Consider the following 25,484-nt stretch of genomic DNA (forward strand, 5'->3'; position numbering starts at 1 on the left):
TGGGTCCGCGGCCAAGATGCGGCACAGTTGGGTTCTTAGGAATCTCAGGTCAAAAAAGACAGCGGAGGCCGAGATGGACGACATGACCCATGTCGCGATATTGCTCGTGAAGGCAACGCCTGAGCTGCCGATCGTCGGCACGGCGGCGGGCCGGGCCAAGGTGCTGGGCTACGACCCGCAGGCCCTGCAAGGCATGCCGCTGTCCCTGCTGTGCCCGCTGCGCCAGCCCGACGGCCGGCCCTCGGCCGACACGCTGGCCAGCCTGGTCACGCAGCTGCAGAGCAGCGGCGCGCTGAGCCTGCCCTGGAGCTTCCAGACCCGCACCGGCGAGACCCGGCCCCACGAGCTGCACCTGACGCTGACCGAGCGCGACGGCGAACCGCAGGTGGCCGTTTGCATGGTGGACGTGAGCCGCATGCAGTTTGCCGAGGTGCTGAACCAGGCCAAGAACGAGTTGCTGGAGATGGTGGCAACCGGCCAGCCGCTCACGCCCGTGCTGGGCCGGCTGACGGCCCTCATCGAGTCGCAGTTCGAAGGCCTGTACTGCACCGTGCTGCTGCTGGACCTGGACGGCCGCCACGTTCGCGTCGGCGCCGGGCCGCGCATGCCGCCCGACTACATGCGGGCGCTCGACGGCGCCGAGATCGGGCCGACGGCCGGCTCCTGTGGCACCGCGATGTTCGACGACCGCCTGGTCATCGTCGACGACATCGCCACCCACCCGCTGTGGCTGGCCTACCGTGACCTGGCCCTGCCCTATGGCTTCAAGGCCTGCTGGTCGGCCCCCATCCACGCGGCCAACCACGGCGTCATCGGCAGCTTCGCGATGTACTACCGCGAGGTGCGCCGGCCCAGCCCTGAGGAGCTCAGCGCCCTCAACGCCGCCAGCCATCTGGCCGGCATCGCCATCGACCAGGCCCGCCGCGACGAGGAGAGGCGCCGCACCGCGCAATGGCTGGAAGAGCAGGTGCAGGCGCGCACCGCCGAGCTGCTGGCCACGCAGGACGAGCTCGTCAACAGCCGCAAGCTCGCGGCGCTGGGCCAGCTGCTGGCCGGCATCGCCCACGAGATGAACACACCGCTGGGCAACGCCTTGCTCAGCGCCGGCGCGCTGCGTGCCGGCAGCGCGGACTTTGCCGAGCGCATGGCTGGCGGCGCGCCGCTGAAGCGCCAGGAACTCATCGACTGGGTGGCGCAGACGCAGGCCGGCACCCAGCTCGTCGAGCAGAACGTGGACCGCGCGCTGCGCCTCGTCAGCCGCTTCAAGCAGCTGACCGAAGGCAGCAGCCGCGCCGTGCGCTCGCCCTTCGACCTGCGCGAGGCCGTGCTGCAGGCCTGGGCGCGCGTGCAGAGCCGCCTCAGCGTCGACCGCGTGCAGCTCGCCTGCGAACTGCCCGAGGGCTTTGTGCTCGACGGCTATCGCGAGGTGCTGCAGCAGGTGCTGGAGCAGCTGCTCGAGAACGCCTGCCTGCACGCCTTCCGCGACGACGGCGCCGGCCGGATCCGCGTGACCGCGCACAGCGCCGGCAGCCCTGGCGCGGAGCGGCTGACGCTGGAGCTGCGCGACGACGGCGCCGGCATGCCGGCGGCGGATCTGGCGCGCGCCTTCGAACCCTTCTTCACGACGACCTTCGGCCAGGGCGGCAGCGGCCTGGGCCTGTTCGTCGCGCACAGCCTCGTCAGCGGCATGCTGGGCGGCAGCCTGGAGCTCGACAGCGCACCCGGCCAGGGCACCGTCGCGCGGCTGGACCTGCCGCTGCACCGCGATACCGCGCTGGCGCTGGCCGCCTGACTTCCCTCACGCGGACCGGCGCCGGGCCACCCCAAGCAGGCCCGCAGGCGATGTGCTCGCGGCTCCATGCCGCGAGCATCGCCGTCCCCTCGGGGACCGACCAGGAACGCGCGCGTTCAGCGGCGCTGGCCTGGGCGAGAGGTTCCATTTCAGCGCCGGATCGGCGAGCCACCACGCCAGGCGGGGTCAGACCAGCGCTGGAAGGCCCCCATCAACGCGGGCTCGCTCGACTGGCGCTCGGTGGCGAGGCTGCTGAGCGACACGACCTCGAAGCTGCGGCGGTATTTGCCTTCGGCACGGAACTCACGCGCCAGCAGCATCTGCGTGCCGCCCGGCACCCAGCCGGCGAACTCCGCCACGCCCAGGCCCGGCTGAGCCGGCGCCGGCGGCATGACCTCGATGCGCCAGCCACCGTCCTTGCCCGGGTTCTTCTGGAACACCCACAGCTCGCGCCAGCCATCCAGCGGCTGCACGGCCAGGGCGAGCGCGCGGCCTTCACGGTTCAGCGACGCCGAGGCCAGCGCCACCTGGCCAAAGCTGCAGCGGCGCACGGCCAGCTTGCCTGCCTCCTTCAGCTCGACACAGCGCTCGCCCTCGGCACCGGGTTGCAGCGTCAGCGTGATGCTGCCGAAATCGCGCGACGCGACGCTCGTGCCCAGCCAGCGCGCGGCGTTCACGCGCATGGCGGTGTCGGCATACGCGGCCTGATCGTCCTCGGTCAGCTCGGTGGGTGCGATGCCGGCGAACTCGGCCAGGGCCGGTACGGCTTCGCCAGCAGCACCACGGCGAGCCTGCGCAAAGGCCAGGCTGGCAGCCACCGCCGCGCGGCGCATCAGCAGGCGGTTCTTCCAGTGGCTGGCGAGCGTGGCCGCGTCGACCTGGGCCAGCACCTGCTGGCGCCACGCGTCGCGCGCCTCCTGCTCGCGCACCGTGGCGCGGGGGTTGAGGCAGTCGGCGCGCGTGAGGGCCAGCGCCGCGCGCACGCGCTGCTCCGGCGTGGCCGCCGTGACGAGCACGCGGCGGAAGGCCTCGCCGTCGTAGCAGACCTGCACGCGGCCGTCCTCGGCCTCGTATTGGTCGAACTTCAGGCCGTAGCGCGCCGCCACGTCCATCTGCGCAGCGAGCTGGCCCTCGGTGGGCTTGGCGGCCGGCAGCGAGGCACGGTCGGCCATGCGCTCGGCAAACGTGCCCATCGCATCCAGCGCCTCGGCGCCGCCGGGGCTGGCGAGCTCCTGCGGCGTGGCGACCTGCACATACGCCGCGGCCAGACCCAGCCCCAGGCCCTCGGTGCCGAACTGCTGGCGGGCCAGGCGCAGCTGCGACAGCAGCTCGGTGCTGGCGCCCTCACCACGCGGCATCAGCAAGACCTGGCTCTTGCGCAGCCAACCGCCGCGCTCGCGGCGGTAGTCCCACACCTGCCAGTGGTCGCCGCGCTCAGCGCGGATCTCCAACGCCTCGCCGCGGCCCATCTGGGCCTGCAGAGAAGCCGTGTCGCGCGGCGCACCGCGCAGCGGCGAGTCCTGCGACACCAGGCCGGCACGCGGAAACTCAGCAGGCGCAGCGTCCGCCTTCGTGATGACCAGGGCCGCAGCCGCGGCAGCCACGACGATCAGGGCAAAGCGGCGCATGGCTTACTCCTTCTCCGCTTCGGTGCCTTCGGCCGCGGCGCCGGCCGGCGTGGCCTTGGGCGCCACGCCACCCAGCAGCGCGTTGCCGATGAAGCCGCCCGAGCCCGGTGGCGCGATGATGACCTGCACCTTGTCCGAGAGCTTGTCGGCCATCGCCTTCTGGATCAGCAGCGGGTGCTTGGTCAGCAGCGCACCCTCGGTGGCCATCTGGCCGGCGTTGGCCTTGCCCACCTGCACCACGCGGTAGGCCTCGGCATCGGCCAGCTTCTGGCGCGCAGCGGCCTCGGCGTCGATCTCGATGCGGCGTGCCTTGGCCTGGCCTTCCGCCTGCTGGATGCGCGCGGCGCTGTCGGCCTGGGCTTCCAGCGCGCGCTGCTCGATCTGCTTTTGCTTGAAGGGCAGCACATGCTTCATGGCCTCCTCCTGCGCCTTGGCAGCAATGATCTGTTCGCGCCCGGCGGCCTCGGCGGCCGTCTCGCGACGCACCTTGTCGGCGGCGGCCTGCAGCTCGGTCTCCTTGACCTTCTTGTCGGCAATCTCCAGCGTGTAGCGCATGCGCTCGCTGGCCAGGCTGTCCGACAGCATCTGGTCCATGCCGCGGCGGTAGTCCGGCGGCAGGTCCACGGAGCCGATCTGCACGCCCTTCAACACGATGCCATCGGCAGCCAGCTTGGTGCGCAGCTCGGCCTCCAGCGCTGTGGCAATCTCGGCGCGTTGGCTGGAGAAGATCTCGCGCACGGTGCGCTTGGCGATCTGCTTGTAGACGACGGCCTGCACGGCCGGTGCGATGACATCGGCCTCGATGTCATCGGGCAGCTTGCGCGACAGCTCGGCCAGGCGGCTGGCGTCCACGCCCCAGCGCACCGTCATGTCCAGGCCCAGCGACAGGCCTTCGACCGACTGCAACGGCGACGGGCCGCCGGCCTTGGCCAGCGAGCCGGGGTGGAAGCTCTGGTCGCGCAGCGGGAAGAAGCGAACTTCATGCAGGCCCGGGACACGGACGAAGCTGCCGTCGCGGAACTCGGTCACGCCACCGCTGAACTGGTTGGTTCGCAGCGCCGCCTGGCCGTGGGGCACGGCTTGGACGGGCGGGTGCATGACGACGGCATAGCCCACGGCGGTGACGGCCGTCAGGGCGAGCAGCGGGGGCAGGACGCGGCGCAGGGAGCGCGTGGCATCGGGGTCGACATCAAACCCGTTGTCGGCGGCGCGGCCGAAGGCGTTGCGGATAGAAGCAGCGAGGGTCTTGAGGCGTTGCAGCATGGAGGGCTCCTGGGCGTTCTGCATCGCTGGGTTGTTGTTGCGATGCATGGCGGCCATGGTTCCCATTGCTGCGGGAAGGAACGAGGGGACGTCGGGGTGGGTGTCTTCCGCGAGGGTGGAAGGAATCTTCCTAAGCGCTCTGCCGCAGCCTCCCCCCGCGGATCGGGGGGGCGGCAGCGGCGGCAGTCGGCTCGCTACCAATATGCTGCCAAAGCTTCTATTAGATATTTGATGGAGGGGATTTTGAAGAGTTACAAGAAGATGGCCCTGGGGGGCGCAGTCCTATTGGCAGCGGGTATTTTCAATATTGCTCAGGCCGCGACCCAATATACGGTCACCGCGCTGAATGCGCCACAACTCCTCAGCAGCCAGGTCACCGGCATCAATGCCAGTGGGCAGGTACTCGGCTGGGGCCCCATCTCGCAGAATCAAACTCAGGCGTTTTATTTCGACGCCCACGCCACGACTTACCTGGGTGATTTCTTACCGACGGGTATCAACGATTCCGGGGACGTCGTCGGAAATTCAGGTGGCCACGCCGTCATCTATCACCAAGGGACGCTTGCCAATCTGCTGGTCGGCGATACCGGCGGTAGTGGTGCCTACGGCATCAACAATGCCGGTCAGGTGGTAGGCGGTACTGGTCAAGGGGCGTTCCTGTATGAAGCCGGGCATATGACGTGGCTGCCTGCCCCCTTGGGTAGCACGTCCATCGGGGCATCGGCCATCAGCAACTCGGGCTATATCACCGGTGCTGCCGCAACTGCCAATGACCAGCAGCCATTCCTGTACAAGGATGGCACGACGTTAGGCTTGGGTACGCTCGGCGGCACGTACGCAAGAGGCATCGATGTCAATGACTTGGGCCAGATCGCTGGCGAATCATTCACTTCGAATGGCAAGATGCATGCATTCTTGTATACCAACCATCAAATGCTGGATATCCATCCGGCTGGCGCTGAAGGCAGCAGCGCTGCGGGCGTAAATTCGGCCGGTCAGGTCGTCGGCACCTTCTCCTTCAATTTCAGCGGCTTCCCTGGCGGTGCCGAGTTTCACGGCTTCCTCTACACCAATGGAACAACCGTGGATTTGAATTCCCTGATTGATCCGACTAGTGGCTGGACGGTCAATGTTGTCCAGGGCATCAATGACAGCGGTCAGATCGCAGCCACGGGATGCAATGGCTCCCGTTGCACGGCACTGCTGTTGACACCGGTCCCCGAGCCGGCGACGGTGCTGTATCTCGTCTTGGGCCTGGGCCTGCTGGGCGTCATGAAACGTCGGCGCAGCCCATAAGAGCCCGCATCACATCCACGAGGTGACGGGCGGCTAGGCCAGATCCTCGTGGATGCAGAGGTAGTTGCCCTCCGTGTCCTTGAACCACGCCGCCTTCTCGGACCCGAGCACGCAGACGTGGTCGACCGTCTTGAAGTCCGGGTAGTCGTAGTCCTCGAACACCACGCCGGCCCGCTTCAGCTCGGCGATGCTGGCGGCGATGTCGTCCACCTTGAAGCTGATGGCCGTGTGGTCGGCCTTGGTGCCACCGGGCTTGGGGAAGAGCGCCAGCGTGCTGCCGCCGACGCTGTAGACGAACTTGCCGTCCGGCTTCAGGCCGCCGGGCACCAGGCCCAGGCAGCCCTCGTAGAAGGCCCGGGCGCGGGCCATGTCGGCCACGGGGAGCATGGTCGTGACGGGAGCGCTGTTCAGCATTTGCAGTCCTTTCGCTCGACCCGGTCACGCTGGAGGCTGGCCGGGCATCGAGCATAGGACGGGAGCCCAGCCGGCGCCACCAGGATGGGAAGGCTAGGCGTCGCCTGCCAGGACGGGCCTGAAGAAGCTGCGCTCATAGCTCAGGAAGCACTGCGTCTGCTTCGCATACGCGAAAGCGGCCTGGCATTCCGGGTCTTGCAATGACCGGTTGCGGTAGTCCTCATAGGCCGCCAGGGACGGGAAAGAGAACAAGGCCAGTGCGATGTTGTTGGCGCCCTCCGACGGCAGGAAATAGCCGTGGTGCGTGCCACCGAACTTCGCCACCAGCGGCAGCCAGAGCTTGCCGTAGTGCTCGAATTCCTGAACCTTGTTGGGATCGATGACGTAGCGCAGGTAGCAGGTGATCATGAAGCGGGTCGTGGGTCGGTGACGCACGGATTCTGCGTTGCGTGGAGGTGCGCGCAGCCCTAGAAGCCGTGCAGGCTCCGGTAAATGAGGCTAGCTATCCGAGGTTGCGCAAGCGGTCCTCCACATCGAGCACGCTCCTCACTCACGTTAATGAGGGAAGTCAGCTAGCGCGATGGGTTCGTCTGAGATGGGACACCAGGTTCACTTCAGACGCCTCCAGAGTGACCAGCCAATGATCGCAATGCCCGCAAATACCCAGGGCATACCGCCTGCGAGTGATGCCATGCGCTCCGGTAGAAAGAATCGAAAGATGTCATCTACCCAGCAGCTAGTGCGGCACAGCTGCTTGCCAGAGATCATGAGCGCTAGGCCGATGAAAACGGCGGACGCTCCAATTGCGAGTTCGATTTTCAAGCCCATAAGCGAGGCTAACGTGGTCTTGCGCGACGGTCACTGCTGCATACCATCAGCAAAAAGCGGTGCGCCGAAAAGCCTGGAGGCGCCACTGGGCGTTACAGCCCCAACATCAGGATCACGATGCCGAAGCTGACCTCCGCCGACACCTCGCAAGCCGTCGACCAGTTCATGGCGCCCCTCGTTCACCCCTTCAAGGCCGAGATCGAGACGCTGCGCCAGGCCATGCTCGCCGTGGACCCGTCCATCGCCGAAGGCATCAAGTGGAATGCGCCGAGTTGGCGCACCACCGAGTACTTCGCCACCACGCATCTGCGCAGCAAGACCGGCCTCGGGCTGATCCTGCATCTGGGCGCCAAGGCACGCGATCTGCCTGAGGGCGGGCTGGCCATTGCGGACCCGAGCGGCCTGCTGAAGTGGCTGGGTCGTGATCGCGCTCAGGTCGAATTCGCCTCCGCCGCCGACTTCGCAGCCAGGCTGCCTGCCTTGCAGGTCCTGCTGAAGGACTGGATCCACCACGTCTGAGGCCTGCACGGCACGGCGGAAGAATCCTTCCAGGGCCGGCCCGGCAGGGCTCCAGATAATCCCCGCCATGCCCCGCATCGCCGTCATCGAAGACGACCCCACCACCAGCGAACAGCTGGCCGGCTGGATTCGCAACGCCCGCCCCGAACTGACCGTCGACCAGTGGTTCGACCGCGACTTGGCGGAAGCCGCGCTGCTGCGCGAACGCTACGACCTGGTCGTGCTCGACATCGAGCTGGGCCGCGAGCGCAATGCCGGCGTGGCGCTGATCAACGAGATCAACAAGCAGGGCCTGGGCACGCCGGTGCTGGTGGTATCGGCCATGCCGGCTGCCATCTACCGCAGCATCATGAAGGCGCTGGACGCCTGGGACTATCTGCAGAAGACGACCTTCGACGAGGCCGAGTTCGTCGAGACGTTTCTCGACATCCTGCGCACCGCGCGGTTGCGTGAGCCGGCACCGAAGCCCAGCGCGAAGGTCAATGACGAGACGCTGCAGCTCGACCCACTGAAGCAGCGCACGCCGATGTGGCGCGGCCAGCGCATCAACCTGCCGCTGACGGCCCAGCGCATCCTCGCGACGCTGCATGCGCGCACGGGCGAGGTGGTCAGCTACGAGGAGCTGTTCGACGTCGTCAAGAGCGGCCGCAACCGCGACAACGTGCGCAAACATGTGGCCACCATCCGCGATGCCTTCCGGGACGTGGACCCGACGTTCGACGGCATCGAGAACATTCCCATGCGCGGTTTCCGCTGGACTGGGGCCTGATAGCACTACGGGGATCGGATGCGTTGCCACTCAAAAGCCCGCGAGCAAGGCGCGAAGTCGAAGCTGGGGTCGTCCCCAGCGAGGCTTCGCAACGCCGCGCGCGGGTTTTTGAGTGACAACCCTTCGGGAGAAGGTCTGCGCGGGCGCATGGCGTCGTTGCGCGCCTTGCCCGGGCACCCAGCCCGGGCTTCAGCGCGTCGCCTAGCCCTGCACCCGCGCAGACCTTCTCGCACCGATTCCCGTAGCGCTATCAGGTCCCACGGATGAAGCTCGGCCGCGTCGATTTCGACATGCCGCGCCTCGGCGTCGCGGCCTTCCGCAACCGCATCGTCTTCCACCTCGTCTTCATTGCGCTGGCGTTGGCCACGCTGGCGCTGGCCGTCGCGCTGCTGAACGAGGAGCGCCAGCGCAACGCGCAGCGCTACGAGCAGACCTTCGCCAAGTCGCTGGCCGAGATCGTGGCCCAGTTGCGCCATCCGTCGGGCCAGCTCGCGCTGCTGAACCCCGAGGCCGCGCAGGTCGACGCCGGTTGGGTGGCGCCGCTGCTGCTGCCCTTCGCGGCCATCGACTTCGACGACGCGACCAAGGCCCAGCGCGCCGTGGAGATGACCGGCTGCGCGCTGCAATACCCGGGCGGCGCCAGCCTGTGCGCGGCCGTGGGCAGCAATGCCTACGCGGGGGGCTTCGTCTACCTCGTCGCCGCCCTCGACGCGCCACCCCTGCAGAGCCGCGAGCGCGGTGCGCTGGACCTGGCCGACGTGCACCGCGTGCGCATCAGCCTGAAGCAGGGCGGCACCGAGCAGCACTGGCTCGCGCCCGTCGAGATGCTGGACGCGCAGCGGGGCCAGTTGCCGGGCTTCACAGTGGACGGCGGCGACAACACGGCCACGCTGCGCGCCAAGGCCCGCCCGCAGCGGGACTTTCGCGGCTGGGTCTGGCGCGAGGGGCCTTGCCTGAGCGCGGCCGAGCCCTGCCCGCGCCGCACGACGGTGTCCATCCGCCTGCCGGTCGAGGCTTTTCGCGAGGCGTTGTTCCGCCCCGGCGGCCCGCAGTGGCCGCCCGCCGACCTGGCCCGCACCGGCCTGCGCCTGGCGCTGCTCGGCCCCGGTGGCACGACGCTGTTCGACAGCGCCTCCGCAAGCGCGCAGCCTCCGCTGACGCTGCCCCGCCTGGCCGGCACGCTGGCCCCGGGCGAGACGCTGCAGATCACGCGTGGCGCCAATGTCGTCGCGCTGCTGCAGGGTGCCGAAGAGGCCGGCGCGCCGCCCTCGCCCTGGCTGACCGCGCTGATCCAGCACCTGCCCGCACCGGCCACGCCGCGCACGCTGATGGCCAAGGACAGCGTCACGACGCCGGCCGGCCGTTTCGACGTGACGCTGACGGGCGACCTGCAGGGGCTGGACCGGTCCTTGAGCGCCAGCGCCGCGCGCCTGGCCTGGCCGGTGGGCGCGATGCTGGGATCAATAGCCCTGGCCTGGCTCATCATCGAGATCGGCCTGATCCGTCGCGTGGCCGTGCTGACGAAGCGGGCCGCGGCGCTGTCCCACCAGCTGCAAAAGCCTGAGCGCTTCGAGCTGGGCACGCTGGACGTGGCCGACCTGCGCGGCCGCGACGAGCTGGGCATCCTGGCCGGCAGCCTGGCCGACCTGCTGCAGCACGCCCGTGACAGCCTGCGCCGCGAGCAGCTGCGCGCCGAGCGCGAGCACGACCAGTGGCACGCCGTGGGCCACGAGATCATGTCGCCGCTGCAGTCGCTGATGCTGCTGCACGCGGCCGACACCGACCCGAGCCGGCGCTATGTGCAGCGCATGCAGCAGGCCGTGAAGGTGCTGTACGGCCAGGCCTCACCCAGCGAGGCCCTGGCTGCCGCGACGCTGGCGGTGGGCCGGCTGGACCTGGATGCCTTCCTGCGCCAGGTGGCCGAGAACGCCGCCTACGCGGGCATCGCCGGCGTGACCTACATGCCCGCGCCGGAGCCCGTCTGGGTGCAGGCCGACGAGTACCCGCTGGAGGACGCCATCACCCACGTGCTGACCAACGCCGACCGCTACCGCGTGGCCGGCACGCCCATCACGCTGGCCCTGCACGCCGAGGGCGAGCTTGCGACCGTCGACATCCACAACCAGGGGCCGCAGGTCGCCGACGACCAGCTCGCGCGCATCTTCGACTACGGCGTCAGCGATGCCGAGCCGCAGGACGGCCAACGGCGCGGCCAGGGGCTGTTTGTGGCCAAGACCTATCTGGCCAAGATGGGCGGCAGCATCACGGCGCGCAACGCGGTGGATGGCGTCGTGTTCGGGATCGGGTTGAGGCGCTCCTAGGCGCCCACACGGCTCAACAGCTCGCGTGCCGCCAACTCCGAGCTGAGCGACATCTCCAGCGGCGCCCGGCACAGCCCGGCGTGGGCGTACTGCAGGTTCTCGTAGACCTCGGCCGCGGCGGGAAAGTGATCCAGCAGGCCAGCCAAAGCCTCGTGGCCTTGCTGCTCATGCAGCTCGGCGGCCAGCTTCTGGACGAGCAGCTGGTACTGATGCGGGTCCGCCGCGCGGCCCAGGCCTTCGAGGCTTTGCAGCAGGTGCGCAAGCCGGGCCAGGGACAGCAGTTCGGACGGGACGGTGAGCTGGACGACAGAAGGCATGATTCATCCGGTGATCGGCTACCCAGCGCAGATGCCGCCGCCGGGCGGCATTTCAAGGCCGTGGCGTTCGGCATGGCGCACGCCGGCCCCGCACAATCAGCGCAGCAGCCCCAGGAGTCGCGAATGAAGTTCCTGCCCGACGAGGTGTATGCCTTGCTCAACGGCGGCGGCGGCGTCTACACGCCGAAGGCCGCCAAGCCGCCAGCGCGCGTCCCTGATCGCGGCGATTGCCGAGGCTTGACATGACCGTGCTGCGAGCCATCGGCCTGCTGGTTGGCCTGGGCCTCGCGATGAACCTGCCCACCTGGGCGCAGCCTCCGAACGACCCCGGCAAGCTGCTGATGCTGAGCAACCTCTATGGGGAAGGGGGCTACAACACGGCCGTCCGTGCGTGCTCGCGGCGCTTTCCCGACGAGGCAGCCCGCTGGACCACATCGCTGTCGGCCTGGAAGACGCGCCATGCCGCGCTGCTGGCCGACCTCCGTGAGCTCGACTCCCAGCTGTCGGCTGCCGTGCGGTCCGCACCCGAAGCCGCAGGGCTGACGCAGGAAGAACTGCTGGCCCTGCGCACCATGGGCACCGTCTGGATACTCGGCGGCCTGGCAGAGGCGCGGGACCCGCAGGCGCGCGAGCTTTGCGACAAGCTCCTGGGGCGGCTGGACAACGACGACGCGCAATCACTCACCGCCGTCGACCAGGCGCAAGTCATGGCCCGGGAGCTGCTGGCCCGGCTGCGCCGCGATTCGCGCTAAAGACGGCGCTAAAGACGCAGGCCCGCCTTGAAAGCCCGCACCGTGCTACCAACTGGGCAGGCCTGCCCCTCTTCCGATCCCCGATGAAATCACTCGGCAAACGCGCCACCGGCCTCCGTCTCGAACGCATGCGGGGCTCAAAGCAATACCTGGTGCGCGAAGGGGGCGAGGGGTTTCGCAACGTCCACCCCATCCAGCCGGGGTTGCGCGACAGCACCGAGCGGCCGTCGCTCGGTGACTTTCTCTGCTCCGAAGGCCGCCGCACACCCGGCGGCACGCTGCCCTCGGTCAACCCGCTGGACGCCTGGCTCAAGCCCACCGACACCGGCCTGCGCGCCACCTGGCTGGGCCACTCCACGGTGATGATCGAGATCGATGGCTTTCGCGTGCTGACCGACCCGGTCTGGGGCAAGCGCGCCTCGCCGTCGCAACTGGCCGGCCCCAAGCGCTTCCAGCCCGTGCCGCTGGCGCTGAAGGCCCTGCCCAAGCTCGACGCGGTCGTCATCTCCCACGACCACTACGACCATCTGGACATGGGCACGGTCAAGGAGCTGGTGAAGCTGCAGGACGTGCCCTTCATCACCTCACTCGGCGTGGGCGCTCACCTGGAAGCCTGGGGCATCCCGGCCGAGCGCATCGTCGAGCTGGACTGGTGGGAGCACTGGCAGGCGCCCAAGGGCGAACTGCGCATCCATGCGGCGCCGTCGCAGCATTTCTCGGGCCGCTCACTCACCGACCGCAACGCCACGCTGTGGTCGTCCATCGTCATCGAGACGCCGAAACACCGCGTCTTCTTCAGCGGCGACACCGGCCTGACGAGCGAGTACGCCGCCATCCGCGAACGCTTTGGCGCCTTCGACCTCGTCATGCTCGAGGTGGGCGCCTTCCATCCGTCCTGGGGCGACATCCACCTCGGCCCCGAGAACGCGCTGAAGGCCCTGCAATACCTGGGCGGCGGCGCCCTCCTGCCGGTGCACTGGGGCACCTTCTCGCTGGCCTTGCACGACTGGGACGCGCCGGCCGAGACGCTGCTGGAGCTGGGCCCCAAGCAGGGCGCCCAGCTGCTGATGCCGCGCCTGGGCGAGGCCGTGGAGCCGGCGCATGGCAAGCCGGCCACGCCCTGGTGGCGCGAGGCCGAGGCGCCCGGCCACAAACGCGCCAAGCCCGTGGAGCCCGACGACCCAAGCAGGATGCCCAAGGCCATGCCCTGGCCCCTGGACTGACGCGACTGACCCCAACCATGATCCTCGACCTGGCCGCCCTGCGCACCCTGGTGCTGGCCGTCGACCTCGGCGGCTTCGGCAAGGCGGCCGAGCGGCTGCACCGCACGCCGGCCGCCATCAGCCTGCAGATGCGCACGCTGGAGGAGCGGCTGGGCCAGGCCCTGTTCCGCAAGGTGGGCCGGCAGCAGCTGCCCACCGAAGCGGGTGAGCGCCTGGTGGCCTACGCGCGGCGCATGCTGCAGCTCAACGACGAGGCGCTGCTGGCCCTGCAGGCCGGCGAGCTGGTGGGCGAGGTGCGTTTCGGCATGCCGCAGGACTTTGCCGACGGCTGGCTGCCCGACACGCTGGCGCAGTTTTCGGCCAGCCACCGCGCGGTACGGCTGGACGTGTCGGTCTGCAGCAGCGGTGAGGTGCGCGAGCGCGTGGCCGCCTGCGGGCTGGACCTGGGCCTGGCCTTTGGCGACGAGCCGGCGGACGCACCCGACGCCATCGGCCAGCTGCCCATCGAGTGGTTTGGCGCGCCCACGCTGGCGGTTCGCCCGGGCGAGCCGGTGCCGCTGCTGCTGTACGAGTCGCCCTGCGTGTTCCGCCGCCTAGCGCTGGACGCGCTGCAGCGCGAGGGCCGCGCCTGGCAGGTGGCGCTGACGAGCACCAGCGTCTCGGCGCTGTGGGCCGCGGCGCGCGCCGGCCTGGGCGTGCTGCCGCGCGCAGGCCTGCACCGGCCGCCCGAAGTGCGCTCGGTCGGCCCGGCCCTGGCCCTGCCGCAGTTGCCGGCCGTGACGGTGTCGCTGCGTCGCCAGGCCGAGGAACACCGCCCCGCCGTGACGGCGCTGGCGGGCATCGTGCGCGACGACGTGCGCGCCCGCTTGGGCCTGCCGAACACTTGAGCATCGCTTAAGCATCCGACGAAAAACTCTCGCTTGTTGTGGAGCGGCGGCCTTCCTAGAGTGAGCCTCCCTTCACCGCCCGAGCCGAGATGCGCAAGACCCTGAACTCCGGCATGGCCGCCGCCCTGCTGCTGGCCTGCGCCGGCCTGGCGACCCCCGCCCTCGCGGCCGACCCCAAGACCATGACCGCCACCATCACCGATCCCACCGACGCCGAGAACCAGCGCATCAACGAGCTGCTGCAGGCCTACACCCGCTGCGTCAGCCAGGGCGACCGCGCGGGCTTCGAGCGCCTGCTGCTGGACACGGCCATCCCCTTCCTCGGCGTGCGGGGCTCGCTGCCCGCCAACTTCGGCCAGGGGTTGCAAGCGGTTCAGAGCTACGCGGGCTTTCGGCAGTCGGTCTTCGAGAGCGGCCGCAAGTACGCGCAGCGCTTCCACGACATCCACATCGAACGCGATGGCGACCTCGCACAGGTGTCGCTGAAGTTCGAGACCCGCCTCGTCGAGCTGGGCGGTGGCGGCCAGGGCTGGAAGATCCTGCACCTGCTCAAGGTCCGAGGCGATTGGAAGATCGCCAGCGAGTTCTACACGGTGGACAGCCTGCCAGCGAACAAGTCCTGAACCCGCTCCGTTGGTCAACGCGTAACGATGGGGAAGGTGCCCTGCGCCTTGTCGATCAGCCCCAGGAAGCGGGCCAGGTCGATCTTGCTGCCGCTGACCTTGATCTCGTCTGAAGTCAGCATGTCCTTGGCGCCTGCCGTGCCGGCCATCATGCGCACGAAGAAGCCCTGTGTCAGCGTCAATGTGGCGTTCGCATCGGCGGCCGGCTCGGCACGGCGGTGGTGCAGCACGGCGTTCTCGATCCACAGCACGTAGCTCTCTTTCGTGTCCGTCAGCACGAGGTTGATCTTGAAGTCCTTGCCCTCGGCGGCCGGGCCATTGAGGCCGGCGGCCATGGCCTCCAGGAAGCGCTCGACGGGCGTCTGCGCCAGCATGTCGACAAAGGCGGCGCGGTTGATGCCCTGCTTCGGAGCCCCGCCGCGCAGCTCGGTGGCGGCCGTCAGATAGCTGTTGCGCCAGGTGGAGGCTTCGGCCGCATAGCCGAGCTGGTCGTAGCTGCGGGCCAGCAGTTCGCGCGCCGCCTTGTGGCCGCCGTCGGCAAAGACGACGTGGTTGAGCAGCTCGGCGGCCCAGCGGTAGTCGCCCGTGTCGAACGCGGTTTGGGCCGCGGCCACGGCTTTGTCGGCGCCGCCGGCCAGGGCGACGTAGCGCTTGGCCATCTCCACCGGCGGCAGCGGGTCGAGGTGGGCGGGGTTGCCGTCGTAGGCGCCGAGGTAGAACTGGTAGACGGCCTTCACGTTGTGGCGCAGGTCGCCGTAGTAGCCGCGGGTGCCGAAGTAGTTCTGCAGCGATTTGGGCAGGCGCACCTGATCGGCGATCTCGGCCGGCGTGAGGCCGGCATTGATGAGGCGCACGGTCTGGTCGTGGGTGTACTTGTAGACGTCGCGGTGCTTGGTGATGAACTCGGCAATGCGCTCATGGCCCCAGATGGGCCAGTTGTGCTGGCCGACGTAGACCTCGGCATCGCCGAGCTGGTCCAGCGCGTCCTGCATATAGCCGGCCCAGCGCAGCGCGTCGCGCACCTTGGCGCCGCGCACCGGCAGCAGGTTGTGCATGGTCTGGGCCAGGTTCTCGGCGCCGCCGTAGACCTTGAGCGCCGGGATGGAGAAGCTCATCTCGGCCGGCGCCTCGGCGCCCGGCACGTTGTGGAAGACGATGCGCACGCCGTCCAGCACGCGCTCTTCCGTCGGCTTGGTGATGAGGTCCGTGGGGGCCAGCACGCCGAAGGTCCCGTAGCCCACGCCCTTGCCCAGGCCGGTGTCCACCAAGCCCTTGGCCGAGCGCTCCAGGTTCTTGCCGAACTGATAGGCCGAGCGCCGGCCCATGGCCGTGCCGACGAGCACGTTCTCGCTGGTGGCCTCTTCCATGAAGCCGACGGACGCGATGACGGGCACGCCGGCCTTCACCTGCTCGGGCGTCAGCACGCCGAGCGCGCCACCGAAGTGGTCGATGTGGCTGTGCGAGAACAGCAGCGCCGTGACGGGCTTGTTGCCCAGGTGCTGGCGCGCGAAGGCCAGCGCCGCGGCAGCGGTCTCGCGGCAGGTCAACGCGTCGACGACGACCCAGCCGGTCTGGCCCTCGATCAGCGTCATGTTGCCGATGTCGAAGCCGCGCAACTGGTAGACGCCGTCGACGACCTTGAAGAGGCCGATCTGGGCGTTGAGCTTGGCGTGGCGCCACAGGCTGGGGTTGACAGTGGGCGGTGCGGCGCCGTCGACGAACTTGAAGGCGTCGAAGTCGATGATGACGCTGCCGTCGGCCGCGAGGATCTTGCCCGTAGGCCGGGCGATGAGGCCGCGCTTGGCGTCCTCGAAACCTTGTTGATCGGCCAGCGGCAGGCTGGCGGCAAAGGCGGCATTGGCCTGCACCGTTGTCGAGCTGGCGTCGCCAGCGGGCGCGGCCGATTCACGGCTGCAGCCGGCCAGCAGCAGGGCCGCCATCAAGAGGGTCGTCGTCTTCATCTGTTGTCTCGTCCGGTTCAGTGCCGCGCGTCGTGGCGGATGAGATCGGCAGCCTTCTCGCCGATCATGATGGTGGGTGCGTTGGTGTTGCCGCCGATCAGCGTCGGCATGACGGAAGCGTCGACGACACGCAGGCCGCCCACGCCATGCACGCGCAGGCGGTCGTCGACCACAGCCATCGCGTCGTGCCCCATCTTGCAAGTGCCCACCGGGTGGTACTGCGTGTCGGCGCGGGCGCGGATGTCGGCGGCGAGGCTGGCCGCGTCGTCGGCACGCACCGGGTAGAGCATGTCGCCGCGGATGCCGTCGAAGGGCTTGGACTCGACAAGGCGCTGCTGCAGCTGTGCGCCCTTCACCAGCAGAGCCAGGTCGCGCTCGTCGCTCAGGAAGCGCGGGTCGATGCGCGGCGCGACCAGCGGGTCAGGCCCGGCCAGCTCGACGGTGCCGCGGCTGTACGGCCGCAGCACATCGACATGGCAGGAGATGCCATGGCCCCAGTGCAGCTTGCGGGCATGGTCGTCGACGATGCCCATGACGAAGACGAGCTGCAGATCGGGCACGGCCACTTCCAGGCCCGAGCGCATGAAGGCGCCGGACTCGGCGATGCTGCTCGTCAGCAGGCCGGTGCGCTGGCGGCGCCACTCGCCGACGGCGCGGGCCAGGCGCACGCCGCCACGCAGCGAGACACCAAAGGTGGGCGTGGCCGAGTGGCAGCGCCAGGTCTGCACATAGTCGATGTGGTCCTGCAGGTTCTGGCCAACGCCGGGCAGGTCGCGCTGCACGTCCAGGCCCATGCGCTGCAGATGGGCGCCGGGGCCGATGCCCGACAACATCAGCAACTGGGGTGAGCCAAAGGCGCCGGCGCTGACGATGACCTCGCGGCGCGCACGCACCAAACGGGACTGGCCATGGACGCGATAGTCCACGCCCACCGCGCGGCCGTTCGCCAGGCGCAGCCTGGTCGCCTGGGCGTGGGTGATGACCTGCAGATTGGGCCTGTCCAGGTTGGGCGTGAGGTAGGCCTTGGCCGCGCTGCAACGTTCGCCGTTGCGCTGCGTGACCTGGTAGATGAAGGAGCCGAACTGCTCGGCGCCGTTGCAGTCGCCCACATGGGGCAGGCCCTGCAGCGCTGCAGCCGCCAGGAAGACCTGGTTGATGGGGCTGGGGCTGCGCGGCAGCGTCACGTTCAGCGGGCCGCCGCGACCGTGCAACGGGTCGTCGCCGAACTGCTCGTTGTGCTCGGCGCGGCGGAAATAGGGCAGCACGTCGTCGTAGCTCCAGCCGCTGTTGCCAAGGCCCGCCCAATGGTCGTAGTCGTGGCGGTGGCCCCGCACATAGAGCATGGCGTTGATGGAGCTGCTGCCGCCCAGCGTCTTGCCGCGCGGCTGGTAGCCGCGGCGGCCATTCAGGCCGGGCTGCGGCACGGTCTGGTAGGCGTAGTTGTTGATGCGCGTGGGCACCATGGCGACGACGCCGGCCGGTGCATGGATGAGCACGCTGCTGTCCGGCCCGCCGTTTTCCAGCAGGCAGACGGACACGGCCGGGTCCTCGCTCAGGCGCGCGGCCAGCACGCAGCCGGCCGAACCGGCGCCCACGATGACGTAATCGAACTCCACTTGCTTTGCCCCTTGCCTGCGTTGCAGGGGCCGAAGGATGGAAGCCGAGGGCCATTACGTCCAACGCATAATTAGTCGCCATTCATTGCGTTTTCTGCATATGAACCTGCGCCAACTGAGCCATCTCATCGCCCTGGCCGACGAAGGCCGCTTCGTCGCCGCGGCGGAGCGCGTTCACCTGAGCCAGGCCGCGTTCAGCCGCAGCATCCAGGCGTTGGAAGAGCACTGGGGCCTGCGCCTGTTCGAGCGCGGGCCGCTGGGCGCGGTGCTGACGCCGGCGGGCCGCACGTTGGTGGAGCGAGCGCGACGCCTCGTCTTCGACGCCGACTGCCTGGAGCGCGATGCCGCCCTGCTGCGCGGCGGCCTGCTGGGCGAACTGGCCTTTGGCGCCGGGCCGGTGCCGGCCGCCGTGCTGGTGCCACCACTGTTGGCCGAGTTGCGCCGCCAGGCGCCGCAGATCGTCGCCCGCGTGCGCTACGGCAATGTGGACAGCCTGATGACGCTGCTGGCCGACGAGGCCATCGAGTTCTTCGTCGCCGACCGGCGCATGCTGCAGGACGAAAAGAACCGCCTGGAGACCACCCCCGTGGGCCAGATCCGCGGCGGCGTCTATGCCCGCGCCGGCCACCCGCTGACGGGCACCACCAGCCTGACGACGGCCGACCTCACGCGCCACGGCCTGGGCATCGTGTCGACCTCGCCCCAGCTCTATGCCTATGTCGCCCTGGGCCTGGGCTTTGCGAGCCCGGCCGAGCTGCCGGTGGCCGTCGAATGCGATGACCTCGGCACGCTGGCGCGGCTGGCCGCCGACAGCGACATGCTGGCCCTGCTGCCCCACGCCCTGCCCGCCGCTGCCGGCCTGGGCCTGCAAAGGCTCAAAGGCTTGAAGACCATGGCCGATCTCTACGTGGACGCCCACGCCGTCTGGCTGCGCGGCCGCACGCTGGCGCCGGCGGCCGAGACGGCCATCCGCCTCTTCAAGGCGGGTTCGGGTCGCTGACGATCAGGCTCAGCGGGGCAGCGCAACGCGCCGGGCGGCCGTCTCGATGCCCCAGGTGACGAGGGTGAGCTTCTGGCGATCGCTTCCGAAGCGCAGTTCGAATGGGCGCTCCAGCGCGTAATAGTGCGTCGGCGAAGCCGGCACGAAAGTCAGCTTGATTGAATGGCCCGGCAAGCTGCCGATCAGCCGGCCATGCTCGGCGTTCAGCTCAAGCCGCATGGGTTGAGGCAGGTCCAGAAGCCATGCGCCTTGGCGGGACCGAACCTCGGCCTCAGGCCGCTTGGCAGCAGTGAAGGGCAGGCCTCCATCACCCGTCACCGGCGTCGCGGTCTCGGCGACGAGCCGCCACTGGCCATCGTCCTCGCGTGCCCACAGCGCCGTCCACCGTGTGCTGCCCTGCCGGGGCAGGCCGCCGAAATAGGTGAAGCTGCCGCGCTCCAGGCCGCTGAGCAGCACCACGCTGTCCGACACGCGCAGGCTTTCTTCCTCCAGCGTCTCGGAAGCGACCTGCCGCAGTTGGTCGTTGCCGCGCCGGATTGCCAGCTGGTCGGCGGTGACGCGGCGGCCGCCGACGTCGACGTAGACATAGTGTTTGGACAGGCCTTGCAGATAGGTGGCCATGTCTCCGCGCCCATGTGCCGCGGACAGCTCGGCATCGCGCGCCTTGACCTCGGCAATCACCGGGTCTACCGCTTCGGCGGCCCGGACCGGGCTGAGCGCCAGGCTGAGCATTGCTGCTGCGATCAACGCGCCGCGACGGAGAGGATCAAAGCGAGTGCGGGAGATCGGCATCGAATGCGCCCCTTGCCAGGATCAAGCCTGTACCGCACATCCTAGGCCGTACAGCTCAGCTCGCCACCGCCATCCTCTCCGCCAACCAATCCACAAACACCCGCACCCGCGACGACAGCTGGCGGGCATGGGGGTAGAGCACATAGACCGGCATGGGCGCCGGCTGCCAATCGGCGAAGACCTCGACCAACTCGCCGCTGGCCAGCTGATCCTCGAAGTTGTAGCGCGGCGCCTGGATGAAGCCCAGGCCGGCCAGGCAGCAGGCGCCGTAGGCCGAGGCGCTGCTGACGGTGACGGGGCCGGGCAGGGTCAGGCTGCGTTCCTCGCCATCGATGACGAAGTCGAAGGGCAGGACGCGGCCGCTGCTGCCGATGTAGTTGACGGCCTGATGAGTGGCGAAGTCCTCCAGCGTGCGCGGGGTGCCGCGGCGGGCCAAATAGTCGCGGCTGGCGAAGGTGCCCTGGCGCAGCTGGGCCACGCGCCGGCCCACCATGGACGAGTCCTTGGGTTCGCCCGAGCGCAGCACGCAGTCCACGCCCTCGCGCACCAGGTCCACGAAGCGGTCGCCCAGGCCGATCTCCAGCTCGACGTCGGGGTAGCGGGCGTGGAAGTCGCCGAGATAGGGCAGCACGAAGCGCTGGGCCTGGTTGCCCTGCATGTCCACGCGCAGCTTGCCGCGCGGCTTGAGCTGGGCGCTGCGGAACAAGTCCTCGGCCTCGCCGACGTCCTGCAGGATCTGCTGGCAGCGCAGGTAGTAGGCCTGGCCGTCCAGCGTCGGGCTCACATGCCGCGTCGTGCGGTTCAGCAGGCGCACGCCCAGGCGCGCCTCCAGCTGCTGCAAGGCCAGGCTGACCGAGGCGCGCGGCAGCTGCAGTTCGTCGGCGGCCTTGGTGAAGCTGGCCAGGTCAACGATGCGCACGAAGAGGCGCATCGCATCGAGTCGGTCCATCGCGCTTTCGCCCAGATTGTTTAGATGGATTGGATTGTGATGTCTTGTTCGTCTGATTTATCCGAACAGGCTCGAACAATACATTGAACTCACAGGGCCGCCACTGGTCCTGCCTTCCAACCCCACCGACTGGAGCACCCCGTGAGCAACACCACTTCTTCTTCCCCCGTCGCCATCGTCACCGGCGCCTCGCGCGGCATCGGCGCGGCCATCGCCCAGCGCCTGGCGGCCGATGGCCATGCCGTCGTCGTCAACTACGCCGGCAATGCCGTCGAAGCGCAAAAGGTCGTCGATGCCATCGTCAGCCGCGGCGGCCGCGCCATCGCCGTGCAGGCCAACGTGGCCGATGCCGGTGCCGCCCGGCTGCTGTTCGACGCCGCCACCGAGGCCTTCGGGGGTGTGGACGTGCTCGTCAACAACGCCGGCGCCATGGCCAACGAACTGCCCCACCTGGCCGACACCAGCGACGAGACCTTCGACCGCCTCTTCGACATCAATGTGAAGGGCAGCTTCCTGGCCATGCGCGAGGCCGCCCAGCGCCTGCGCCACGGCGGCCGCATCATCAATTTCTCCACCAGCGTCATCGGCCTGGGCCTGCCGGGCTATGCCGTCTACGCCGCCACCAAGAGCGCCATCGAGACCATGACCAACATCCTCGCCAAGGAACTGCGCGGCAAGAACATCACCGTCAACGCCGTGGCTCCCGGCCCGACGGCGACGGCCCTGTTCCTGAACGGCAAGACGCCGGAGCAGGTCGAACGCCTGGCCAAGATGGCGCCGCTGGAGCGCCTGGGCCAGCCCGAGGACATCGCGGCGATGGTCGGCGTGCTGGCCGGGCCGCAGGGCGGTTGGGTCAATGGCCAGACCGTGCGCGTCAACGGCGGCATCGTCTGAAGGAGGACACCATGAACAACCCACAAGTCATCCTCGTCACCGGCGCCTCCAGCGGCATTGGCAAGCTGAGCGCCCTGGCCCTGGCCACCGCCGGCCACACCGTCTACGCCAGCATGCGTGGCGTCACGGGCAAGAACGCGGCCAAGGCCCGCGATCTGCGCGACTGGAGCTTTGCCCGCGGCCTGGACCTGCGCGTCGCCGAGCTGGACGTGCTGTCGCAAGCCAGCGCCGACGCGGCCATCGCCACCATCGTGGCCGAGCAGGGGCGCCTGGACGTCGTCATGCACAACGCCGGCCACCTCGTCGTCGGGCCCACCGAGGCCTACACGCCGGAGGAGATCACGGCCGTCTTCGACACCAATGTGCTGGGCGCCCAGCGCGTCAACCGCGCGGCCCTGCCGCAGCTGCGAGCGCAGGAGCGCGGCCTGCTGCTGTGGATAGGCAGCACGACGACGCGCGGCGGCTTCCCACCCTTCCTCGGCCCCTACGCGGCGGCCAAGGCGGCGATGGATTCGCTGGCCGTGACGATGAGCTGGGAACTGGCCCGCTTCGGCATCGAGACCAGCATCGTCGTGCCCGGCGCCTTCACCAGCGGCACGGATCACTTCGCCAATGCCGGCAAGCCGAGCGATGGCGAGGTGGCTTCGGCTTACGGTCGCTATGTCGGCCTGATGGACCAGATCGGCGCCCGCCTGACCGCGCTGATGCCGCCCGAGGCCGACCCGCAGGCCGTGGCCGACGAGGTCGTGCGCGTCGTCGGCCTGGCGCATGGCCAGCGGCCCTTCCGCTCCGTCGTCGATTTCATGGACGACGGCGCTGGCGCCGTGACGGAGGTGGCCGAGCGCGTGCGCGAGGACTTCGCCGTGCGCATCGGCATTGCCGACCTGCTCAGGCCCACCGTCGTTGCCGGCTGAAGGAGGCCACCCATAAGAAGCCTTCTGTTCCTGCTCGCGGGCGGCCTGCTGCTGGCCGCCGCCCTCATCCTCGGCCGGCTCTTCGAGGCCGAGTTCCCGCAGGCGCGGCCGACGGCGCGGGCCGTCTTCGTCGCGGCCTGGGCGGCACTGACCCTCTTCAACCTCTGGGTGGGTGTCAGCCGCGCGGGCTACTCGCTGGCCGAGGAGGTGCCCGTCTTCCTGGTCTTGTTCGGCCTGCCCACCGTCGCGTGCCTGGCGCTGGGCTGGCTGCGCGTCTGACCCTTGGCGCGGCCCAGCTCCTGGGCACTCAGCACCCAGGCCGGGTTGTCGGCGATGCGGGCTGCGGCCAGGTCGATGAAGGCGCGCACCCGCGCCGGCTGGGCAACGCGGCTGCCGTAGTACAGGTACAGGCCCAGATGCTCGGCGACGTGCGCCGTCAGCAGCGGCACGAGCCGCCCCGCGCGGATGGCCGGCGCGGCAACGAGGCCCACCAGCTGCCCGATGCAATGCCCCGCCTCGACGGCCTGCTGCTCCAGCTCGATGTCGTTCATGCACGGGCCTGCCGGCAGTTCGCGCGCAACGATCTCGCCGTCGACCATGAACTCCCACGGCATCAGCTTGCCGGTGCCGGGGCGGCGAAAGCCGCTGCAGCGGTGGCGCGCCAGCTCGTCCAGGCTTTGCGGCGCACCGTGACGCTGCAGGTAGGCGGGCGACGCGCAGACGATGAGCTGCAACGGCAACAGCCGGCGCGCGATCAACCCCTCCTCGGGCGGGCCGCCGGCGCGAAAGCCCACGTCCACACGGTCTTCCACCCAGTTGCCCAAGCGGTCGTCCAGCCGCACATCGGGCTCGATGCCGGGGTGAGCGGCGCAGAACTCGTCCAGCAGCGGCCACAGCAGCTCGCGGGCGATGAAGCGTGGCGCCACGACGCGCAGCGGCCCGGCCATCTGCTCGCGGTCGCGGCGCGCGTCCAGCAGCGCGCGGTGCAAGCTCTCCAGGCCCGGCCGGGCCGATTCAAGAAAGCGCGCACCTTCCTCCGTGAGGCTGAGCTTGCGCGTGGTGCGATGGAAGAGGCGCACGCCGAGGTAGGTCTCCAGCTGCGTCAGCGCCTGGCTGGCCGCCTGCGGCGTGATGGCCTGCGCCACGGCGGCCTGGCGCAGGCTGCCCAGCTCGGCGGCCTTGGTGAAGGTGGCGATGGCGCGGAGTTCGTTGAAAGCCATTGTCACGATTCCCTTGCGAATCAATGGCTGGATTCTGGGCTAGTTGGATCTCAATCGCGGTCCTAAATTTCATCCCATCGGCCGATCGCAACTTTCACCCACCACCCTGGAGCCCAACATGACCACCACCCCCACCTTCAAGCGCGTCTGGATGATCACCGGCGCCTCGCGCGGCATCGGCGCACGCATCGCGGCCGCCGCGCTGGAACATGGCGACGCCGTCGTTGCCACGGCCCGCAATGCGGCCACCATCACCGAGCGCTTCGGCGCCCACCCGGGCCTGTTGGCCGTCGCACTGGACGTCACCGACGAGGCCCAGAGCGCGCAAGCCGTGCAGGCCGCCATCTCGCGCTTCGGCCGCATCGACGTGCTCGTGAACAACGCCGGCTACGGCCTGCTCGGCGCCGTCGAGGAGGCCAGCGCCGACGAGGTGCGCCGCCTGTACGAAACCAACGTCTTCGGCCTGCTGAACGTGACCCGGGCCGTGCTGCCGCAGATGCGCGAGCGCCGCAGTGGCCATGTCATCAACATCTCGTCGCTGGGCGGCTATCGGTCGGCGGCCGGCTTCGGCGTGTATTGCTCGACCAAGTTCGCCGTCGAAGGCATCACCGAGGCGCTGCACGCCGAACTCGCGCCGCTGGGCATCCATGCCACCGTCGTCGAGCCCGGCTATTTCCGCACCGAGTTCCTGGAGGGCCAGTCCCTGGTCACGTCGCCGCGCGAGCTGGCCGACTACGCCGCCAGCGCCGGCCAGGTGCGCGAAGCCGCCAAGCGCATCAGTCTGAACCAGCCCGGCGACCCCGAGCGCCTGGCCCAGGCGATGCTCACCCTGGTCGACGCCAAGACCCCGCCGCTGCGCCTGCCCCTGGGCACGGACACGCTGCAGGCCATTGCCGACAAGCACGCGTTCGTCGAGCGCGAGACGGCCGAGTGGCGCGGCGTGGCGGCGTCGACGGACTTCCCGAAGCTGCAGGCCGCGTGATTCAGCGCACGACGTCGTAGACCAGCATCTGGATGCCGCTGGCCAGGCTGCGCGACGACACCAGCGCCAGCCGCTGCTCGCGGCCTGCCGGCAGCAGCGGGATGCCGCGCGTCAGCAGCACGGGCATGACGGCCACCTCGAGGCGGTCCACCAGGCCGGCCTCGAGGAGCTGGCCCGCCAGATCGCTGCCACCGAAGAGCCAGACATCGCGCTCCGAAGTCTCGGCCTTCAACGCGGCGACATGGCCGGCGATGTCGTCGCGCACGACGGTGACCTCGGGATGCGCTGTCGCATCCAAGGTGCGCGACGCGACGATGACGCGCTTGCCGCGCAGCGGATTGGCCTCGCCCTGGGCCCGCATGACCTCGAAGGTCTTGCGGCCCATGACGAAGCTGTCGAACTCGGCGAACAGCGCGTCGAAGTCGATGCTCGCGTCCTCGACGATCCAGCCATAGCCGCCGTCCGGATCGGCGATGAAGCCGTCCAGGCTGACGGCGCAGTTGTAGCGAAGCTTGCGCATGTTG

Annotated in this window: 25 protein-coding genes; 14 read left to right on the top strand and 11 right to left on the bottom strand. The window is 69.3% G+C overall.

Features of this window, described 5'->3' with window-relative positions; genetic code table 11:
* Positions 1-73 precede the first annotated feature (73 nt).
* Positions 74-1,792, top strand: a complete 1,719-nt coding sequence (locus AC07V5_RS03695) for a sensor histidine kinase (RefSeq protein WP_495114228.1) — start codon at positions 74-76, stop codon at positions 1,790-1,792.
* A gap of 149 nt (positions 1,793-1,941) precedes the next feature.
* Here AC07V5_RS03695 and AC07V5_RS03700 read toward each other — a convergent pair whose 3' ends face one another.
* Together AC07V5_RS03700 and AC07V5_RS03705 are read right to left on the bottom strand one after the other, a co-directional pair.
* The gene (locus tag AC07V5_RS03700; protein ID WP_495114229.1) at positions 1,942-3,420 is read right to left on the bottom strand and encodes a hypothetical protein; all 1,479 of its coding nucleotides are present in this window, start codon (positions 3,418-3,420) and stop codon (positions 1,942-1,944) included.
* 3 nt (positions 3,421-3,423) lie between these two features.
* Positions 3,424-4,740, bottom strand: a complete 1,317-nt coding sequence (locus AC07V5_RS03705; protein ID WP_495114230.1) for an SPFH domain-containing protein — start codon at positions 4,738-4,740, stop codon at positions 3,424-3,426.
* A 186-nt stretch (positions 4,741-4,926) separates the two neighbouring features.
* Here AC07V5_RS03705 and AC07V5_RS03710 point away from each other — a divergent pair, with 186 nt between their 5' ends.
* The gene (locus tag AC07V5_RS03710; protein ID WP_495114231.1) at positions 4,927-5,979 is read left to right on the top strand and encodes a PEP-CTERM sorting domain-containing protein; all 1,053 of its coding nucleotides are present in this window, start codon (positions 4,927-4,929) and stop codon (positions 5,977-5,979) included.
* Between the two features lie 33 nt (positions 5,980-6,012).
* Here the strand turns inward: AC07V5_RS03710 and AC07V5_RS03715 are convergent, their stop codons facing one another.
* Complete coding sequence (locus tag AC07V5_RS03715; protein ID WP_495114232.1) at positions 6,013-6,393, bottom strand: VOC family protein; 381 nt, start codon at positions 6,391-6,393, stop codon at positions 6,013-6,015.
* Positions 6,394-6,486: 93 nt separating this feature from the next.
* On the bottom strand, positions 6,487-6,801 hold the full coding sequence (locus tag AC07V5_RS03720) for an NIPSNAP family protein (RefSeq protein ID WP_495114233.1): 315 nt from the start codon (positions 6,799-6,801) through the stop codon (positions 6,487-6,489).
* A 537-nt stretch (positions 6,802-7,338) separates the two neighbouring features.
* Between AC07V5_RS03720 and AC07V5_RS03725 the strand changes: the two genes are divergently transcribed.
* From AC07V5_RS03725 to AC07V5_RS03735, 3 genes are all read left to right on the top strand, one after another.
* Positions 7,339-7,740: a DUF1801 domain-containing protein gene (locus AC07V5_RS03725; protein ID WP_495114234.1), complete on the top strand. Its 402-nt coding sequence runs from the start codon at positions 7,339-7,341 to the stop codon at positions 7,738-7,740.
* A gap of 67 nt (positions 7,741-7,807) precedes the next feature.
* Positions 7,808-8,509, top strand: coding sequence for a response regulator transcription factor (locus tag AC07V5_RS03730; RefSeq protein ID WP_495114235.1), 702 nt, complete (start codon positions 7,808-7,810; stop codon positions 8,507-8,509).
* Positions 8,510-8,772: 263 nt separating this feature from the next.
* Complete coding sequence (locus AC07V5_RS03735; RefSeq protein ID WP_495114236.1) at positions 8,773-10,830, top strand: sensor histidine kinase; 2,058 nt, start codon at positions 8,773-8,775, stop codon at positions 10,828-10,830.
* Here AC07V5_RS03735 and AC07V5_RS03740 read toward each other — a convergent pair.
* Positions 10,827-11,147: a hypothetical protein gene (locus AC07V5_RS03740; protein WP_495114237.1), complete on the bottom strand. Its 321-nt coding sequence runs from the start codon at positions 11,145-11,147 to the stop codon at positions 10,827-10,829. The two genes, AC07V5_RS03735 and AC07V5_RS03740, sit on opposite strands and share 4 nt — an antisense overlap.
* 123 nt (positions 11,148-11,270) lie before the next feature.
* Here AC07V5_RS03740 and AC07V5_RS03745 point away from each other — a divergent pair, with 123 nt between their 5' ends.
* The 5 genes from AC07V5_RS03745 to AC07V5_RS03765 all read left to right on the top strand — a co-directional run bounded on the left by AC07V5_RS03745 (position 11,271) and on the right by AC07V5_RS03765 (position 14,632).
* Complete coding sequence (locus AC07V5_RS03745; protein ID WP_495114238.1) at positions 11,271-11,393, top strand: hypothetical protein; 123 nt, start codon at positions 11,271-11,273, stop codon at positions 11,391-11,393.
* On the top strand, positions 11,390-11,899 hold the full coding sequence (locus AC07V5_RS03750) for a hypothetical protein (RefSeq protein ID WP_495114239.1): 510 nt from the start codon (positions 11,390-11,392) through the stop codon (positions 11,897-11,899). The genes AC07V5_RS03745 and AC07V5_RS03750 overlap by 4 nt, the downstream gene beginning before the upstream one ends.
* 83 nt (positions 11,900-11,982) lie before the next feature.
* Positions 11,983-13,122: an MBL fold metallo-hydrolase gene (locus AC07V5_RS03755; protein WP_495114240.1), complete on the top strand. Its 1,140-nt coding sequence runs from the start codon at positions 11,983-11,985 to the stop codon at positions 13,120-13,122.
* Between the two features lie 17 nt (positions 13,123-13,139).
* Entirely contained in the window at positions 13,140-14,009 is an 870-nt protein-coding gene (locus AC07V5_RS03760) for a LysR substrate-binding domain-containing protein (protein WP_495114241.1), read from the top strand.
* A gap of 89 nt (positions 14,010-14,098) precedes the next feature.
* Positions 14,099-14,632, top strand: coding sequence for a nuclear transport factor 2 family protein (locus AC07V5_RS03765; RefSeq protein ID WP_495114242.1), 534 nt, complete (start codon positions 14,099-14,101; stop codon positions 14,630-14,632).
* Between the two features lie 14 nt (positions 14,633-14,646).
* Here the strand turns inward: AC07V5_RS03765 and AC07V5_RS03770 are convergent, their stop codons facing one another.
* The gene (locus AC07V5_RS03770; protein ID WP_495114243.1) at positions 14,647-16,593 is read right to left on the bottom strand and encodes an alkyl/aryl-sulfatase; all 1,947 of its coding nucleotides are present in this window, start codon (positions 16,591-16,593) and stop codon (positions 14,647-14,649) included.
* Positions 16,594-16,610: 17 nt separating this feature from the next.
* The gene (locus AC07V5_RS03775) at positions 16,611-18,209 is read right to left on the bottom strand and encodes a GMC family oxidoreductase (protein ID WP_495114244.1); all 1,599 of its coding nucleotides are present in this window, start codon (positions 18,207-18,209) and stop codon (positions 16,611-16,613) included.
* Between the two features lie 100 nt (positions 18,210-18,309).
* On the opposite strand from AC07V5_RS03775, the gene AC07V5_RS03780 reads away from it, so the two are divergent.
* Positions 18,310-19,209: a LysR family transcriptional regulator gene (locus AC07V5_RS03780; protein ID WP_495114245.1), complete on the top strand. Its 900-nt coding sequence runs from the start codon at positions 18,310-18,312 to the stop codon at positions 19,207-19,209.
* 9 nt (positions 19,210-19,218) lie between these two features.
* Here the strand turns inward: AC07V5_RS03780 and AC07V5_RS03785 are convergent, their stop codons facing one another.
* Both AC07V5_RS03785 and AC07V5_RS03790 read right to left on the bottom strand, forming a co-directional pair.
* The gene (locus AC07V5_RS03785) at positions 19,219-20,001 is read right to left on the bottom strand and encodes a YybH family protein (protein WP_495114246.1); all 783 of its coding nucleotides are present in this window, start codon (positions 19,999-20,001) and stop codon (positions 19,219-19,221) included.
* Positions 20,002-20,056: 55 nt separating this feature from the next.
* On the bottom strand, positions 20,057-20,950 hold the full coding sequence (locus tag AC07V5_RS03790) for a LysR family transcriptional regulator (RefSeq protein WP_495114247.1): 894 nt from the start codon (positions 20,948-20,950) through the stop codon (positions 20,057-20,059).
* Between the two features lie 141 nt (positions 20,951-21,091).
* On the opposite strand from AC07V5_RS03790, the gene AC07V5_RS03795 reads away from it, so the two are divergent.
* Both AC07V5_RS03795 and AC07V5_RS03800 read left to right on the top strand, forming a co-directional pair.
* A complete protein-coding gene (locus tag AC07V5_RS03795) occupies positions 21,092-21,844 on the top strand; it encodes an SDR family oxidoreductase (RefSeq protein WP_495114248.1) in 753 nt (250 codons plus the stop codon).
* 11 nt (positions 21,845-21,855) lie between these two features.
* Positions 21,856-22,758 (top strand): SDR family oxidoreductase, encoded by a 903-nt coding sequence (locus tag AC07V5_RS03800; protein ID WP_495114249.1) that lies wholly within the window; start codon positions 21,856-21,858, stop codon positions 22,756-22,758.
* A 188-nt stretch (positions 22,759-22,946) separates the two neighbouring features.
* On the opposite strand, the gene AC07V5_RS03805 is transcribed toward AC07V5_RS03800, so the two are convergent.
* Entirely contained in the window at positions 22,947-23,978 is a 1,032-nt protein-coding gene (locus AC07V5_RS03805; protein ID WP_495114250.1) for a LysR family transcriptional regulator, read from the bottom strand.
* 118 nt (positions 23,979-24,096) lie between these two features.
* On the opposite strand from AC07V5_RS03805, the gene AC07V5_RS03810 reads away from it, so the two are divergent.
* The gene (locus tag AC07V5_RS03810) at positions 24,097-24,960 is read left to right on the top strand and encodes an oxidoreductase (RefSeq protein WP_495114251.1); all 864 of its coding nucleotides are present in this window, start codon (positions 24,097-24,099) and stop codon (positions 24,958-24,960) included.
* Position 24,961: 1 nt separating this feature from the next.
* Here AC07V5_RS03810 and AC07V5_RS03815 read toward each other — a convergent pair whose 3' ends face one another.
* The gene (locus AC07V5_RS03815) at positions 24,962-25,480 is read right to left on the bottom strand and encodes a dihydrofolate reductase family protein (protein ID WP_495114252.1); all 519 of its coding nucleotides are present in this window, start codon (positions 25,478-25,480) and stop codon (positions 24,962-24,964) included.
* Between the last annotated feature and the right edge of the window lie 4 nt (positions 25,481-25,484).

It is taken from the genome of Roseateles sp. GW821-FHT02E12 (genome assembly GCF_059421665.1).

What these genes read in the sequence shown, in the direction of transcription:
- AC07V5_RS03695 (WP_495114228.1), top strand. Translation starts at nt 74, where the DNA reads ATGGACGACATGACCCATGTCGCGATATTGCTCGTGAAGGCAACGCCT.
- AC07V5_RS03700 (WP_495114229.1), bottom strand. Translation starts at nt 3,420, where the DNA reads ATGCGCCGCTTTGCCCTGATCGTCGTGGCTGCCGCGGCTGCGGCCCTG.
- AC07V5_RS03705 (WP_495114230.1), bottom strand. Translation starts at nt 4,740, where the DNA reads ATGGCCGCCATGCATCGCAACAACAACCCAGCGATGCAGAACGCCCAG.
- AC07V5_RS03715 (WP_495114232.1), bottom strand. Translation starts at nt 6,393, where the DNA reads ATGCTGAACAGCGCTCCCGTCACGACCATGCTCCCCGTGGCCGACATG.
- AC07V5_RS03720 (WP_495114233.1), bottom strand. Translation starts at nt 6,801, where the DNA reads ATGATCACCTGCTACCTGCGCTACGTCATCGATCCCAACAAGGTTCAG.
- AC07V5_RS03725 (WP_495114234.1), top strand. Translation starts at nt 7,339, where the DNA reads ATGCCGAAGCTGACCTCCGCCGACACCTCGCAAGCCGTCGACCAGTTC.
- AC07V5_RS03730 (WP_495114235.1), top strand. Translation starts at nt 7,808, where the DNA reads ATGCCCCGCATCGCCGTCATCGAAGACGACCCCACCACCAGCGAACAG.
- AC07V5_RS03735 (WP_495114236.1), top strand. Translation starts at nt 8,773, where the DNA reads ATGAAGCTCGGCCGCGTCGATTTCGACATGCCGCGCCTCGGCGTCGCG.
- AC07V5_RS03740 (WP_495114237.1), bottom strand. Translation starts at nt 11,147, where the DNA reads ATGCCTTCTGTCGTCCAGCTCACCGTCCCGTCCGAACTGCTGTCCCTG.
- AC07V5_RS03745 (WP_495114238.1), top strand. Translation starts at nt 11,271, where the DNA reads ATGAAGTTCCTGCCCGACGAGGTGTATGCCTTGCTCAACGGCGGCGGC.
- AC07V5_RS03750 (WP_495114239.1), top strand. Translation starts at nt 11,390, where the DNA reads ATGACCGTGCTGCGAGCCATCGGCCTGCTGGTTGGCCTGGGCCTCGCG.
- AC07V5_RS03755 (WP_495114240.1), top strand. Translation starts at nt 11,983, where the DNA reads ATGAAATCACTCGGCAAACGCGCCACCGGCCTCCGTCTCGAACGCATG.
- AC07V5_RS03760 (WP_495114241.1), top strand. Translation starts at nt 13,140, where the DNA reads ATGATCCTCGACCTGGCCGCCCTGCGCACCCTGGTGCTGGCCGTCGAC.
- AC07V5_RS03765 (WP_495114242.1), top strand. Translation starts at nt 14,099, where the DNA reads ATGCGCAAGACCCTGAACTCCGGCATGGCCGCCGCCCTGCTGCTGGCC.
- AC07V5_RS03770 (WP_495114243.1), bottom strand. Translation starts at nt 16,593, where the DNA reads ATGAAGACGACGACCCTCTTGATGGCGGCCCTGCTGCTGGCCGGCTGC.
- AC07V5_RS03780 (WP_495114245.1), top strand. Translation starts at nt 18,310, where the DNA reads ATGAACCTGCGCCAACTGAGCCATCTCATCGCCCTGGCCGACGAAGGC.
- AC07V5_RS03785 (WP_495114246.1), bottom strand. Translation starts at nt 20,001, where the DNA reads ATGCCGATCTCCCGCACTCGCTTTGATCCTCTCCGTCGCGGCGCGTTG.
- AC07V5_RS03790 (WP_495114247.1), bottom strand. Translation starts at nt 20,950, where the DNA reads ATGGACCGACTCGATGCGATGCGCCTCTTCGTGCGCATCGTTGACCTG.
- AC07V5_RS03800 (WP_495114249.1), top strand. Translation starts at nt 21,856, where the DNA reads ATGAACAACCCACAAGTCATCCTCGTCACCGGCGCCTCCAGCGGCATT.
- AC07V5_RS03805 (WP_495114250.1), bottom strand. Translation starts at nt 23,978, where the DNA reads ATGGCTTTCAACGAACTCCGCGCCATCGCCACCTTCACCAAGGCCGCC.
- AC07V5_RS03810 (WP_495114251.1), top strand. Translation starts at nt 24,097, where the DNA reads ATGACCACCACCCCCACCTTCAAGCGCGTCTGGATGATCACCGGCGCC.
- AC07V5_RS03815 (WP_495114252.1), bottom strand. Translation starts at nt 25,480, where the DNA reads ATGCGCAAGCTTCGCTACAACTGCGCCGTCAGCCTGGACGGCTTCATC.